The sequence below is a fragment of the Stutzerimonas kunmingensis genome, from assembly GCF_014764705.1.
Classification (GTDB): Bacteria; Pseudomonadota; Gammaproteobacteria; order Pseudomonadales; family Pseudomonadaceae; genus Stutzerimonas.
This window is the reverse complement of the sequence record NZ_JACXXG010000002.1, coordinates 260,184-274,087: the sequence shown is the minus strand read 5'-3', so window position 1 is coordinate 274,087 and position 13,904 is coordinate 260,184. Positions and strand designations below refer to the sequence as shown.

Below are 13,904 nucleotides of genomic sequence, written 5' to 3'. Positions count from 1 at the left end.
ATGAGAACAACCGCATGGATAGGCACAGCGCTGGCGCTTCTGGTACTGCCAGGCATCAGCCAGGCCCGTGATACCACCCACTACCTGCCGTTCGACGCCGTTGTCGCCGAAGCCACCCAGGCCGGCCGCCTGGATGGCAGCGTCAAGTTCTACCTGGCCGGCAAGACGCCGAAGAATGCCAAGGTCGTGCGTAGCGGTGTTACCACCAGCAAGAAGACCAACGCCTTCAACAAGACGGACGAAGGCGCCTGCAGCTGGGCGCTGCAATCGGCGCTGATCGCCATGCAGCAGGCCGCCAAGGCTGCCGGCGCCAATGCCGTGGTGAACATCGCCAGCAACTACAAGCACGTCGAGTACAAGGACAGCGAGAAATACGAATGCCATGCCGGCGCCATCATGGCTGGCGTCGCGATCAAGGCTGATCTCGCCAACGTCCGTTGATCATCCCGGGCCGATGCGCGGGCTAAGCATCGGCTCTACATGCCTCCATCGATGCCCGTCGGAACGATTGGCGGCGCCGTCGAGTCCACTGAACATCAGTGAACTCGACTGGAGCGCCTCATGTTCGGCAAGTCTTCGCACACCTTCGAAATCAACTACATCTACCAGAACGACCCACGCGCCGAGACCTACGACGCGGATGTCGACAGCCTGTCCCAGGGTGAAGCCGCGCGCCATCTCATCCAATTGCACAATGCCGATGCCGAGAACAGCCTGGTGATGCCGAAGGCCGATGCTGACGAGGCGCGACTGCCGGAGCAGGCCGAGGTCATGGGCATCACCGACATCCGCGTCACCCGTGTTCCGAAACAGGAAAAAGGCGAAACGCCCGCTCATTACAAGCAGCCCTGAACCACCGTTGCGGTTGCAGCGTTAACGCTGGCCCAGCGCCTCGCGCGTTACCAGATCCATGAAAGCCTGTGCCAGGGGCGACTGCTCCTGGCGGCGCTTGACCAGCCACACGGCCGTGGTGGCATCCTGATCCGACAGGGTGCGGAAGCGCACTGCGTCGATACGGATGCGGCGAAAGGATGCCGGCAGCACCGACACGCCCAATCCCGCCGCAACCAGTCCGATAATTGTCAGTGCCTCGTTCGCTTCCTGCGCGATTCGCGGGCTGAATCCCGCCTGTCGCGCCAGATTGAGCAACTGATCGTAGAGCCCGGTGCCGTAGCTGCGCGGAAAGTACACGAAGGGCTCTTCGGCCAGTTCCGCCAGCGCCAGACCCTCTTCCCCTGCTTCGGCAAGCGGATGTCCTGTATGCATCAACGCTACCAGCGGCTCGCTGAACAGCTCGACGGTCTGCAGGCCCGGCGGCAAGGCAAAGGGACGGATCATGCCGACCTGCAGCGTCTCGTCCTGCACCGCGTCGATCACCTGCTTACTGGTCATCTCCTGCAGCGCGAGGTGCACCGCTGGGAAGGCCTGGCGGAAGGCCAGAATCGCCCGCGGCAGAATCGACGTAAAGGGCGCTGACGAGGTGAAGCCGACCTGCAACTCGCCGATCTCACCCTGCTCGGCACGCCGCACCACATCGACCGACTTGTCCACCTGAGCCAGCGTGCGCCGTGTCTCGTCGAGAAACAGCCGGCCGGCATCGGTCAGCGACACCCGGCGGTTGGTGCGATCGAACAGGCGCACGCCCAGTTCCTGTTCAAGGGCCTGGATCTGCTGGCTCAGCGGCGGCTGAGAGATGCGCAGCAGTTCGGCTGCCCGTCCGAAGTGCAACTCTTCGGCCACCGCCACGAAATAGCGTAGATGTCTCAGTTCCAAGTGCGCTCCAAACGATTCGCAAAACATATCAATAAGGTCGAATAATATATTGGATAGCTTAAACAAAGCTTCCTATCATTTCGCCCATAAACCCGAACAACAGCAATTGCGCCCGCCGATCGAAAAATGATCACAGGCGTAACGGGCCGCTTTTGGCCGGAAAAAGCGAATCGGACAGAGGTCTTCATCGTGAGCAGTACGCACGGCGCCAGTGGCGCGTCAGCAGAGATACCCGCGCCTGGCGCGCCCATCAGCCATACCGAGAAAGGCACGCAGCGCTTCGCGCGCACTGCCCTGGCCCTGTTCGCTGGCGGCTTCGCCACCTTCGCCCTGCTGTACTGCGTGCAGCCGATGATGCCCATGCTGTCGCAGGCGTTCGGTATCAACGCAGCGCAGAGCAGCCTGATCCTTTCGCTCTCGACCCTGACACTGGCCGTCGGATTGCTGATCACCGGACCGATCTCCGATGCCATCGGCCGCAAGCAGGTGCTGGTCGTCTCCCTGCTCGCGGCCGCCGTGTTCACCGTCGGCAGTGCACTCGCACCCAGCTGGGAAGGCGTACTGCTGATGCGCGCGCTGGTGGGCTTGGCGCTCAGCGGGGTGGCTGCGGTGGCCATGACCTACTTGAGCGAAGAGATCCACCCGCACCACCTCGGCCTGGCGATGGGGCTGTATATCGGCGGCAATGCCATCGGCGGCATGAGCGGACGCTTGCTGAGCGGCGTGCTGGTGGACTACCTGTCGTGGCACAGCGTGCTCGGAGTGATGGGCGGTCTGGCGCTACTGGCGGCGCTGTTGCTCTGGCGCTTCCTGCCGGAGTCGCGGCACTTCCACCCACGCCCGTTGCGCCTACGCGGCTTGCTGCAGGGCTACACGCTGCATTTTCGCGATGCCGGCCTGCCGTGGCTGTTCCTGCAGGGGTTCCTGCTGATGGGCAGCTTCGTCACGCTGTACAACTACATCGGCTATCGGCTGATTGCCGAGCCGTTCCACCTCAGCCAGACCATGATCGGCCTGCTGGCGGTGCTCTATCTGTCGGGCATCTACAGTTCGGCACAGGTGGGCGCGCTCGCTGATCGCTTCGGCCGGCGCCGAGTGTTCTGGCTGGTAATCGCCCTCATGTTGGCAGGCGTGGCCCTGACCCTGTTCGACCGACTGCCGCTAGTACTGCTGGGCATGCTGCTGTTCACCTTCGGTTTCTTTGGCGCCCATTCGGTGGCCAGCAGCTGGATCGGCCGCCGCGCGCAACAGGCTCGGGGCCAGGCGTCGTCGCTCTATCTGTTCAGCTACTACCTGGGCTCGAGCATCGCCGGCACGCTGGGCGGCGTCTTCTGGCACGCTGCCGGCTGGGACGGCGTAGGTCTGTTCATCGCCTCGCTGTTGCTGATCGCCCTCGCCGTGGCCCTGCACCTCGCGCGCCTGCGCCCACTGCCGGAGCCGCAGGCGGCGCACTGAGCCGCTAAAGCAAAACGCCCCGCAAATGCGGGGCGTTTTCCTGGAGCCGCTGGCAAATCAGCCGTGGTACTGCGCCGACAGCTCGTGGACCGACTCGATGAAGGCGCCGGCATGAGCGGGATCGACTTCCGGCGTGATGCCGTGGCCCAGGTTGAACACGTGGCCTTCGCCATGGCCGAAACTGGCCAGAATGCGCGCCACTTCGGCGCGGATGGCGTCGGGCTTGGCATAGAGCACGCTCGGGTCCATGTTGCCCTGCAGTGCGACCTTGCCGCCGACGCGGCGGCGTGCCTCGCCGATATCGCAGGTCCAGTCCAGCCCCAGCGCTTCGACGCCCGAGTCGGCCATCGATTCCAGCCAGAGGCCGCCGCCCTTGGTGAACATGATGACCGGCACGCGGCGGCCGTCATGTTCGCGAATCAGACCATCGACGATCTTGCGCATGTAGGCCAGGGAGAATTCCTGGTAGGCCGCCGCCGACAGGCTGCCACCCCAGGAATCGAAGATCTGCACCGCCTGGGCACCGGCGAGGATCTGGCCATTGAGGTAGCTGGTGACCGACTGCGCCAGCTTGTCCAGCAGGGCGTGCATCGCCTGCGGGTTCTCGTAGAGCATCGCCTTGGACTTACGGAAATCCTTCGACGAGCCGCCCTCGACCATGTAGGTCGCCAGGGTCCAGGGGCTGCCGGAGAACCCGATCAGCGGCACGCGGCCATTGAGTTCACGGCGAATGGTACGCACTGCGTCCATCACATAGCCCAGGTCCTTCTCCGGATCGGGAATCGGCAGCGCCTCGATGTCCGCAACGGTGCTCACCACCTTCTTGAAGCGCGGTCCCTCGCCGGTCTCGAAGTACAGCCCCAAACCCATGGCGTCCGGCACGGTGAGGATGTCGGAGAAGAGGATCGCGGCATCCAGCGGATAGCGATCCAGCGGCTGCAGCGTCACCTCGCAAGCGAGTTCGGGATTCATGCACAGGCTCATGAAGTCACCGGCCTTGGCGCGGCTGGCCCGGTACTCGGGCAGATAGCGGCCGGCCTGGCGCATCATCCACACCGGGGTGACGTCGACAGGCTGCTTGAGCAGGGCACGAAGGAAGCGGTCGTTCTTCAAGACGGTCATGGCAGGGTTCCAGCGTAAAAGTGCCGTGCATTGTCGCAAAGCAGAAAAAAAAAGGCACGGCGAGCGCCGTGCCATTTAGCTATGGGCTTGATTCAAATCAGGCCACTCCGGGCGCCCTTCGATGCCCGGCAACGCCCAATCAGACGCCGAGATAATCCATGATGCCTTCAGCAGCCTGACGACCTTCGAAGATCGCCGTCACCACCAGATCGGAGCCGCGGACCATGTCGCCGCCGGCGAAGATCTTCGGGTTGCTGGTCTGGTGCTTGAACTGACCCACCTCGGGTGCTACGACGCGGCCCTGGTTGTCGATCTGGATGCCCTGGGCTTCGAACCACGGCGCCGGGCTCGGACGGAAACCAAAGGCGATGACCACGGCATCGGCCGGCAGCACCTGCTCGGAACCCGGAATCGGCTCCGGGCTGCGGCGACCGCGTGCGTCTGGTGCGCCGAGACGTGTCTCGACCACCTTTACACCCTCAACCTTGCCTTCGCCGACGATGGCGATGGGTTGGCGGTTGAAGAGGAACTTCACGCCCTCTTCCTTGGCGTTCTTCACTTCGCGGCGCGAGCCCGGCATGTTCGCCGCATCACGACGGTAGGCGCAGGTCACGCTCTTCGCACCCTGGCGAATGGAAGTGCGGTTGCAGTCCATCGCGGTATCACCGCCGCCCAGCACCACGACCTTCTTGCCCTTCATGTCGATGAAGTCTTCGGCAGACTTCTCGAAGCCGAGGTTGCGGTTGACGTTGGCGATGAGGAAATCCAGCGCGTCGTACACGCCCGGCAGGTCCTCACCGGGGAAGCCGCCCTTCATGTAGGTGTAGGTGCCCATGCCCATGAACACGGCATCGTAATCGGCCAGCAGCTGGTCGATGGTGATGTCCTTGCCTACCTCGGTGTTAAGACGAAACTCGATGCCCATGCCGCCGAAGATTTCGCGACGACGGCTGAGTACGGTCTTTTCCAGCTTGAACTCGGGAATGCCGAAGGTCAGCAGACCGCCGATCTCGGGGTTCTTGTCGAACACCACCGGGGTCACGCCGTTGCGCACGAGAATATCGGCACAGCCCAGTCCTGCCGGGCCGGCACCGATGATCGCGACTTTCTTGCCGGTCGGCTTGACCTTGGACATGTCGGGCCGCCAGCCCATGGCGAAGGCGGTATCGGCGATGTACTTCTCCACCGAGCCGATGGTCACGGCGCCGAAGCCGTCGTTCAGGGTACAGGCGCCCTCGCAGAGACGATCCTGCGGGCAGACGCGACCGCAGACTTCCGGCAGCGTGTTGGTCTGGTGCGCCAGTTCGGCGGCCGCGAGGATGTTGCCCTCGGAGACCAGCTTGAGCCAGTTGGGAATATAGTTGTGGACCGGGCACTTCCACTCGCAATAGGGGTTGCCGCAACCCAGGCAGCGGTGAGCCTGTTCGCAGGCCTGCTGCGGCTTGAAGGGTTCGTAGATCTCGACGAACTCCTTCTTGCGCTGGCGCAGCAGCTTCTTCTTCGGATCCTTGCGCCCGACCTCGATGAACTGGAAGTCGTTATTCAGACGTTCAGTCATTTCAAAACCTCTCAACAGCAGCCGTAGGCAATACATACGGCTGCAAGACAATCAGGGTGAGCAGCGGCCCCGCGTTGCTGGGGCCGCTGCCTGAAGCGGCTTATTGTTATTGCGGATTGGCCCGGGTGCTCGACAGCAGCGAAGCCAGGTTGGCCGCCTTGGGCTTGACCAGCCAGAACCGACGCAGGTAGTCGTCGAGATTATCCAGCAGCTCAGCCCCCCACTCACTCGCGGTTTCAACAACGTATTCGCGCAGCACGTCCTGCAGATGGCTGCGATAGGCTTCCATCGCCTCGCCGGTGATGCGCTGCAAGTTGACCAGCTCGTTGTTCACCCGGTCCACGAAACTGTTGTCCATGTCCAGCACATAGGCGAAACCACCGGTCATGCCCGAGCCGAAGTTGTGTCCGGTCTTGCCAAGCACGCAGACGAAGCCACCGGTCATGTACTCGCAGCAATGGTCGCCAGTACCCTCGACAACTGCGTGGGCGCCAGAGTTGCGCACCGCGAAACGCTCACCCGCGGTACCTGCAGCGAACAGCTTGCCGCCGGTAGCACCGTACAGACAGGTGTTGCCGATGATCGCCGAATCCTGGGACCGATAGCTGGCGCCCTGCGACGGCGTGACCACCAGCTTGCCGCCGGTCATGCCCTTGCCGACGTAATCGTTGGCATCGCCTTCCAGATAGAGATTGAGGCCACCGGCGTTCCAGACGCCGAAGCTCTGGCCGGCAGTGCCCTTGAAGCGGAAGGTGATCGGCGCACCGGCCATGCCCTGGTTGCCATGCTGGCGAGCGATCTCGCCGGAGACACGGGCACCAATGGAGCGGTCGCAGTTACAGATTTCCAGCTCGAACTCGCCACCGTTCTTGGCATCGATGGCGCCTTTGGCCAGCTTGACCATTTCTTCGGCCAGCAGGCCCTGGTCGAACGGCGGGTTCTTCTCGACCAAGCAGAATTGCGGCTTGTCGGCGGCGATGTTGCTGCTGCCGAGCAGGGGCGACAGATCCAAGTTGTTCTGCTTGGCGGTATCGCCCGGCAGCACCTCGAGCAGATCGGTACGCCCGATCAGCTCACCGAGGCTGCGCACGCCCAGCTTGGCCAGCCACTCGCGGGTTTCCTCGGCGACGAACTGGAAGAAGTTGACCACCATGTCGACGGTGCCGATGAAGTGATCCTTGCGCAGCTGCTCGTTCTGCGTGGCAACGCCGGTGGCGCAGTTGTTCAGGTGGCAGATGCGCAGGTACTTGCAGCCCAAGGCGATCATCGGCGCAGTACCGAAGCCAAAGCTTTCGGCGCCGAGGATCGCGGCCTTGATCACGTCGAGGCCAGTCTTCAGGCCGCCATCGGTCTGCACCCGGACCTTGCCGCGCAGGTCGTTGCCGCGCAGGGTCTGGTGGGTTTCGGCAAGGCCGAGCTCCCAGGGCGAGCCGGCATAGCGAATGGAAGTCAGTGGCGAAGCGCCGGTGCCGCCGTCGTAGCCGGAGATGGTGATCAGGTCGGCATAGGCCTTGGCCACACCGGCGGCGATGGTACCCACGCCCGGCTCGGCCACCAGTTTGACCGAAACCAGCGCCTGCGGGTTGACCTGCTTGAGGTCGAAGATCAGCTGAGCCAGATCCTCGATGGAGTAGATGTCGTGGTGCGGCGGCGGGGAGATCAAGGTGACGCCCGGTACCGCGTAACGCAGCCGCGCGATCAGGCCATTGACCTTGCCACCGGGCAGCTGGCCGCCTTCACCGGGCTTGGCGCCCTGGGCGACCTTGATCTGCAGTACTTCGGCATTGACCAGGTATTCCGGCGTGACACCGAAGCGGCCGGTCGCTACCTGCTTGATCTTCGAGCTGCGCTCGGTGCCGTAGCGAGCCGGGTCTTCACCTCCCTCACCAGAGTTCGAGCGCGCGCCGATGCGGTTCATCGCCGCGGCGATGGCTTCGTGGGCTTCCGGCGACAGGGCGCCCAGCGAAATACCAGCGGAATCAAACCGCTTGAGAATCGCCTCAAGCGGCTCGACCTCTTCCAGCGCCAGCGGCTGCTCAGCCACCTTGACCTTGAGCAAGTCGCGGAGCATGGCCACCGGACGCTGGTCGACCAACGCGGTGTATTCCTTGAAGCGGCTGTAATCGCCGCTCTGCACCGCCACCTGCAGCGCGCTGACTACATCCGGGTTGTACGCATGGTATTCGCCACCGTAGACGAACTTCAGCAGGCCACCCTGCTGGATCGGCTTGCGGCTGCTCCAGGCTTCGGCGGCGAGGGCCTTCTGCTCGGCCTCCAGATCCTCGAAGCGCGCGCCCTTGATACGGCTGGCCACGCCGCGGAAGCTGAGGTCCACGACTTCTTCAGCCAAGCCAACAGCTTCGAACAGCTGCGCGCCGCGGTAGGAGGCGATGGTCGAGATGCCCATCTTGGAGATGATCTTCATCAGCCCCTTGGAGATGCCCTTGCGATAGTGCTTGAACACCTCATAGAGGTCGCCCAGCACTTCGCCAGTGCGGATCAGGTCGCCCAGCACTTCGAAAGCAAGGAACGGGTAGACCGCAGTCGCGCCGAAGCCGATCAGCACCGCGAAATGGTGCGGATCACGGGCGGTGGCGGTTTCGACCAAGATGTTGCAGCTGCAGCGCAGGCCGGTTTCCACCAGACGATGGTGAACCGCGCCCACGGCCAGCGAAGCATGCACCGGCAGCTTGCCTGGCGCGATATGACGATCGCTGAGTACCAGCAGGACCTTGCCGCCACGTACGGCTTCCTCGGCCTGATCGGCAATATTGCGAATCGCCGCCTCGAGGCCGACGGCCTCGTCGTAGTTCAGGTCGATGACCAGACGCTCGAATCCCGGACGCTCCAGGTTCATGATCGTCCGCCACTTCGCCGGCGAGATCACCGGAGTGGTCAGAATCGCGCGGTTGGCGTGCTCGGCGGTTTCCTCGAAGACATTGCGCTCGGCACCCAGGCAGGTTTCCAGCGACATGACGATGGCTTCGCGCAGCGGGTCGATCGGCGGATTGGTGACCTGCGCGAACTGCTGGCGGAAGTAGTCGTAGGGCGAGCGCACACGACGCGACAGGACCGCCATGGGCGTATCGTCACCCATCGAGCCGACCGCTTCCTGGCCTTGCTCGGCCAACGGACGCAGTACCTGGTCACGCTCCTCGAAGGTGACCTGGTACATCTTCATGTACTGCTTGAGCTGGTCGGCATCGTAGAAGGCCGAACCATGGTCGTTGTCGTCCAGGGTCGACTGGATGCGCAGGGCGTTCTGCCGCAGCCACTTCTTGTAGGGCTGCTGTGCCTTGAGGCGATTGTCGATGTCGTCGGTGTGCAGCACCTTGCCGGTGTGGGTGTCCACGGCGAGGATCTGCCCCGGCCCGACACGGCCCTTGGCCAGGACGTCTTCCGGTTTGTAATCCCAGACGCCAACTTCGGAGGCGAGGGTAATGTAGCCGTTCTTGGTGGTCACCCAGCGCGCCGGGCGCAAGCCGTTGCGGTCGAGCAGGCAGACTGCATGGCGACCGTCGGTCAGCACCACGCCAGCCGGACCATCCCAGGGTTCCATGTGCATGGAGTTGAATTCATAAAACGCCCGCAGATCGGGGTCCATGGTCTCGACGTTCTGCCACGCCGGCGGAATGATCATACGCAGGCCACGGAACAGATCCATTCCGCCGGTGACCAAGAGCTCAAGCATGTTGTCCATGCTGGAAGAGTCCGAGCCGGTGCGATTGATCAGCGGCGACAGGCTTTCCAGGTCGGGCAGCAGCTCGTTGGCGAACTTCAGGCGACGTGCCTGCGCCCAGTTACGGTTGCCGGTGATGGTATTGATCTCACCGTTGTGCGCGAGGAAACGGAACGGCTGAGCCAGGCGCCATTGCGGCATGGTGTTGGTGGAGAAACGCTGGTGAAATACGCAGATCGCAGTGGCGAGACGCTCATCGCCCAGGTCAGGATAAAACTGCGCCAGGTCGGCGGGCATCATCAGGCCCTTGTAGATGATGTCCTTGTCGGAGAGGCTGCAAACGTAGAAGGCGCTGTCGTCGGCGAGCGCGACTTCGGCGCGGCGGCGTGCGAAGAACAGCTTGATGCCGAACTCGCGTTCGTCCAAGCCATCGCCGGAGACAAAGACCTGCTCGATCCGCGGCAGACGCTCAAGAGCAAGCTGACCCAACACGCTGGTATCGATTGGCACTTCACGCCAGCCGACCAGCGTCAGACCTTGGGCAATAATCTCTTCACTGAGACGAGCGCGGGCCTGGTGCGCCTTGCTGGCGTCCTGATCCAGAAAGATCATCCCGACGGCATACTGCGCAGGCAGCTCGGCGTTGAAATGCTCCAGAGCCTGGGCACGCAGAAATGCGTCGGGCTTCTGCATCAGCAGACCGCAACCGTCACCGGTTTTGCCGTCAGCGTTGATGCCACCGCGGTGAGTCATGCAGGTCAGGGACTGAATGGCAGTCTTTAGCAGGTGATGGCTAGCCTCGCCCTGCATGTGGGCAATCAGACCGAAGCCGCAGTTATCCTTGAACTCTTCAGGACGAAAAAGACCTGCTCTCATAGGCACTCCACCAGCTAAATGCGTTGTAAATCAACCCCTTATTGACGGGCAGAGACTCACCCCGTCATTCACGTGGGCAAAAGGGGGAGCAGTTTACAAAGCCAGCTAGAGCGACACAATTTATTTTTGCAAGCCCCAGAAAGGTGCATTGCGCACTTTTTTGGGGCATTTTTCTATCGAGCCTGTTTGATTTCCTGTTGCACGCTTGCCAAATTTCGCACCCACGGCTTGCCAGCCTGCAACGAGACGGGCAGCGTCTTGACCGCTGCGACCGCAGCAGCACGACTCGCGAAGTTGCCGTAAGTCACGACGTAGAGCGGCTTGCCTTCATGCACTTTGGCGAAGTATCGGTAGTTACCGCCATGCTGCTGGACGATTGCTTGAGCGTTCTTCTCGACACGGGTCCCCAGGATCTGAACCAGATAATTGCTTCCCGGCTGGCTCGCATACCAAGAGCTATTGGTTGAACCCGAGGCAGTTGCTGCAGCAGCCGCACGCTCTGCGGCATTCGGCCGCACCTGGGGTGACGCAGGCGCCGGAGCGGGAGCCGGAGCAGCAACTTGCGGAGCGGGTGCGGGCTGAACACGCTCGCTCGGTGCTGGCGCTGGTGCTGGTGCAGGTGCAGGTGCAGGTGCAGGTGCAGGTGCAGGAATTGTAGGGACTGCGGCATTCGCGGTGGGCCCGCCATTCTCGTCCTCGCTCTCGCCACCAGCAGCGGCCGCCAGCGGCTCGCGCACCACCGGCTGTGCGTCGCCACCCAGCGGCAGGGACAACGGCCGCTCTTGTCCATCGAACTCGATGGCAGTCGGGTCCTGCTCCGCGGACTCAGCAGCCGGCCCCGAGGCAGACGAACCATCGAGCGGCAGGGAAGTCACTTCGGGGGCCGAAGGGCGCTCGGAATCGCCGCCACGCAAGAAAAGAAAGCCGACCGCTATAAGAACAAGGACTGCGACTACAGCAACCAAATGTTTTTTGGGTAGCGGAAATCCGATACCGCCCGATTTCCGCCGCCCGCGCTTGCTCTGCATCGCGGCGATGAGCTCGTCTCGGGCCAACTGATTGATCGCCCCCGGCCAACCACCAGACTGCTCATGGATACGACCAATCTGCTCTTCGCTCAGACACTCTAGGCCGCTACCGGCACCCTCCAGCCGCAATGCCAGGTACTCCCTGGTTTCGTCCTCTTCATACGGCTGCAGCGCGATGGCATGGTAGCGCTCCTCGCCATCACTCAAGGCCTCGAGCCGCCCGCCAAGCGCAGACTCACCGAACAGGAACACATGCGGCCTGGCCTCAGGGGTGCCCGCAGCTAGACGCAGAAGGGTTTCCACCGCAGCACCCGTCAACTGCTCGGCGTCGTCGACCAATAGATAGACTTCCTGACCTGTCAACGCCAGCTGGATGACCTGGGCCATCACGCCGTCGAAATCGGCCTCCTGGCTGTTCAGTGCTTGAGCGATCTGTGCCAACAGCGCGCTCGCATCCATCGTAGCCTGAGGGGTAATGACTACGCTCTGAACCGCCTGCTTGTTGCTACTGGCAACCAGTGCCTGACGCAAAAGGGTTTTTCCACTTCCCTCCGGCCCGGTAACCAGCAGCAGCAACTGGCTGTAGCGCGCCAGATGATGAAGCTGCCCAAGCACCGGCTTGCGCTGCGCGGGGAAGAACTTGAAGCCCGGAACGCGAGCAGCAAACGGGTCATGGCTGAAGCCATAGTGATTCAGAAACGCGTCGTCCGCAGACAAACTGGTCATGGAAATTTTCTTATGCTCCAAGGTGTTCCGTCATTGCACCGTAACTGGCGCTCAAGGTGGTTTCCAGCACGTCGCGAGGGAAGTCCCCGGTCACAACAGCCTCGCCCATTCGCCGTAGCAAAACGAGGCGCAGCCGACCGTCCAGAACCTTCTTGTCGACTGCCATGTGCTCGAGAAAGTCCTGCGGCTTCATCTGCGCGGGGGGCACGACCGGAAGCGCCGCGCGCTGCAGCAACCTGATGGCCCGGTCACGCTCCATCCGCGTGATCCAGCCCAGCTGACACGACATCTCCAACGCCATCACGGTTCCCGCCGACACGGCCTCACCATGCAACCAGACGCCATAGCCCATATGTGTTTCTATCGCGTGGCCAAATGTGTGACCTAGATTGAGAATCGCGCGCACGCCGGACTCGCGCTCATCAGCGTTCACCACCTTGGCCTTTGCAGCGCAGGAGCGATGGATCGCCTCCGTCAGCACCACAGGATCAAGCGCTCGAAGTCGATCAACATTTGCCTCAAGCCAGCCAAGGAAGGGCTCGTCGCAGATAAGCCCATACTTGATCACCTCAGCCAGCCCCGCAGAAAGCTCACGAGGCGGCAATGTCTTCAAGGTCGCGGTGTCAATGATGACCGCTCGGGGCTGATAGAACGCCCCGATCATGTTTTTGCCTAGAGGGTGATTGATACCGGTCTTGCCGCCGACCGAAGAGTCCACTTGCGACAATAGCGTGGTGGGAACCTGAATGAAGTCCACGCCACGCTGATAGCTGGCAGCTGCATAGCCCGCCATATCGCCAATGACGCCGCCACCCAGCGCGATGACCGTGGTATTGCGATCGTGCCTAGCTCCGAGCAGAGCGTCGAAGATGAGCTGCAGGGTTTGCCAATTCTTGTGTTCCTCCCCGTCGGGAAGAATCACCGGAGTGACAGAGTAGTCGGAAAGGGTCTGAGTCAGTCGATCGAGATACAGCGGCGCAACAGTTTCATTAGTGACAACTGCCACCTGCCGCCCGCGGATCCTGTCGGAAAACAGCTCGGCGCGATCAATCAACCGCTCGCCAATATGAATGGGATAGCTACGCTCACCGAGATCGACCTGAAGAGTCTGCATGGGGCCCCCAACAATAAAGGGGTCTAGGATAGCGCAGATTCATCCCGGCTTTCACGAGGCGGTAAAGACGCGAGCCGGTCGAGAATTTCCGTCACAACCATCCGCGGCGGACGTTCGTCGGTTTCGATGATGACGTCCGCTATCGAGCGATATAGCGGATCGCGAATGGCCATGAGGGCGGACAGAACGCTGCGGGGATCACTAGCCTGCAATAGCGGCCGGTTGCGGTCGCGGGCGGTGCGTTCGAGCTGCTGGTCGACCGACGTGCAAAGATAGACGACTTGCCCACCCGCACGAAGGGCCTGCCGATTATCCTCTCGCAACACCGCACCACCGCCAGTGGCCAGCACCACTCCCTCGAGCTGGCAGAGATCGGCGATCACCGCCCGCTCCCGCTCACGAAAGCCGCCCTCACCCTCCACGTCAAAGATCAGTGGAATGCTGGCACCGGTCCGTTGTTCGATCTCCTTATCGGAATCCTTGAATGGGAGACGAAGCTCTTTGGCAAGCAAACGCCCGATGGTGCTTTTGCCAGCACCCATCGGGCCTACGAGGATAGTGTTCTTCAATGAG

The 13,904-nt window shown here is 62.3% G+C and carries 10 protein-coding genes; 3 read left to right on the top strand and 7 right to left on the bottom strand.

Annotated features, from left to right (window positions below):
- Entirely contained in the window at nt 1-441 is a 441-nt protein-coding gene (locus tag IEG05_RS03070; RefSeq protein WP_191121623.1) for an excinuclease, read from the top strand.
- A 120-nt stretch (nt 442-561) separates the two neighbouring features.
- Nucleotides 562-852, top strand: a complete 291-nt coding sequence (locus IEG05_RS03065) for a hypothetical protein (protein ID WP_191121622.1) — start codon at nt 562-564, stop codon at nt 850-852.
- Between the two features lie 21 nt (nt 853-873).
- On the opposite strand, the gene IEG05_RS03060 is transcribed toward IEG05_RS03065, so the two are convergent.
- Nucleotides 874-1,773 carry a LysR family transcriptional regulator gene (locus tag IEG05_RS03060; RefSeq protein ID WP_191121621.1) on the bottom strand — a complete coding sequence of 300 codons (900 nt, stop codon included), beginning with the start codon at nt 1,771-1,773 and terminating at the stop codon, nt 874-876.
- A gap of 189 nt (nt 1,774-1,962) precedes the next feature.
- Here IEG05_RS03060 and IEG05_RS03055 point away from each other — a divergent pair, with 189 nt between their 5' ends.
- Nucleotides 1,963-3,228 (top strand): MFS transporter, encoded by a 1,266-nt coding sequence (locus tag IEG05_RS03055; protein WP_125876964.1) that lies wholly within the window; start codon nt 1,963-1,965, stop codon nt 3,226-3,228.
- A gap of 57 nt (nt 3,229-3,285) precedes the next feature.
- On the opposite strand, the gene hemE is transcribed toward IEG05_RS03055, so the two are convergent.
- From hemE to aroK, 6 genes are all read right to left on the bottom strand, one after another.
- On the bottom strand, nt 3,286-4,350 hold the full coding sequence (gene hemE, locus IEG05_RS03050) for a uroporphyrinogen decarboxylase (RefSeq protein ID WP_023446025.1): 1,065 nt from the start codon (nt 4,348-4,350) through the stop codon (nt 3,286-3,288).
- Between the two features lie 139 nt (nt 4,351-4,489).
- Entirely contained in the window at nt 4,490-5,908 is a 1,419-nt protein-coding gene (locus tag IEG05_RS03045; protein ID WP_003283491.1) for an FAD-dependent oxidoreductase, read from the bottom strand.
- 106 nt (nt 5,909-6,014) lie between these two features.
- A complete protein-coding gene (gltB, locus tag IEG05_RS03040) occupies nt 6,015-10,463 on the bottom strand; it encodes a glutamate synthase large subunit (RefSeq protein WP_191121620.1) in 4,449 nt (1,482 codons plus the stop codon).
- 173 nt (nt 10,464-10,636) lie between these two features.
- The gene (locus tag IEG05_RS03035; protein ID WP_191121619.1) at nt 10,637-12,217 is read right to left on the bottom strand and encodes an AAA family ATPase; all 1,581 of its coding nucleotides are present in this window, start codon (nt 12,215-12,217) and stop codon (nt 10,637-10,639) included.
- 10 nt (nt 12,218-12,227) lie between these two features.
- Nucleotides 12,228-13,331, bottom strand: a complete 1,104-nt coding sequence (aroB, locus tag IEG05_RS03030) for a 3-dehydroquinate synthase (RefSeq protein ID WP_191121618.1) — start codon at nt 13,329-13,331, stop codon at nt 12,228-12,230.
- 23 nt (nt 13,332-13,354) lie between these two features.
- The gene (aroK, locus tag IEG05_RS03025; protein ID WP_031298066.1) at nt 13,355-13,900 is read right to left on the bottom strand and encodes a shikimate kinase AroK; all 546 of its coding nucleotides are present in this window, start codon (nt 13,898-13,900) and stop codon (nt 13,355-13,357) included.
- Between the last annotated feature and the right edge of the window lie 4 nt (nt 13,901-13,904).